Below are 1,038 nucleotides of genomic sequence, written 5' to 3' on the forward strand. Positions count from 1 at the left end.
TCAGTTTTCTAGTGTACTCACTTTTTGGGTGATGGAAAATCTCTTGTGCGCTTCCTTGCTCCATCACTTCTCCTTTTTGCATCACTAATACGCGATCAGAAAGCGCCTTAACCACTGATAAATCATGGCTTATGAACAAATAACCGATATTGTGTTTTTTCTGCAAGTCTTTGAGAAGATCGATGACAGTGAGTTGCACTGAGCGATCTAAGGCTGAGGTCGGCTCATCAAGCAAGATAAACGACGGTTCCAAAATCAAGGCTCGTGCAATCGCAATACGTTGACGTTGCCCACCGGAAAATTCGTGCGGATAGCGGTTTATAGATGCGGGATCCAAACGTACTTCGCGCAGAACATCACGCGCTTTTTGCATGCGTTCTTTCTTGTTTAAATATGGCCGGTGGACGGTTAACCCTTCAGTGATGATTTCCCCGATGGTCATACGTGGTGAAAGCGAACCGTATGGATCTTGGAACACCATTTGTACGTCTTTTTTCAGATCGAACCGCTCTTTGTCGCTGAGTGAGGCCATGTTTTGACCTTTAAACTCAATTTTTCCGGTAGACGGTAGCAAACCGATCAACGCACGCCCTAACGTGGATTTACCCGAACCGGATTCCCCAACAATGCCTAGTGTTTCGCCCTGTTTTAGTTGTAACGAGATGCCTTTTACCGCTTCGAAGTACTCGTTTTTGCTTGGGATAAAGTGAGGCGTCACCAAAAACTTCACACGAATGTCTTCAGCGTTGAGCAATTCCGACGCTTTCTCATCAACGGAGGTTTTGCTTCCTTTCGGAATCGAGTTAATCAGCATTTTGGTGTATTCATGCTGAGGTTCAGAAAACAAGTGCTCAGTGATGCCTTCTTCAACGACCTCACCTTTGCACATCACCAACACACGATCGGCAAAGTGTTTCACCACGCCTAGGTCATGGGTGATAAATAAAATAGCCATCCCCATTTTTACTTGAATCTCTTTAATCAGCAGCAGCACTTCCGCCTGAACGGTAACGTCAAGCGCGGTTGTCGGCTCATCGG

At 46.0% G+C, this 1,038-nt stretch carries 1 protein-coding gene; it reads right to left on the reverse strand.

Features of this window, described 5'->3' with window-relative positions; all coding sequences use genetic code 11:
* Positions 1–1,038: ATP-binding cassette domain-containing protein (locus R8269_RS26245; protein WP_318223040.1), on the reverse strand; the 1,038-nt coding region annotated here is incomplete at both ends.

The organism is Vibrio sp. Vb0667 (assembly GCF_033391095.1).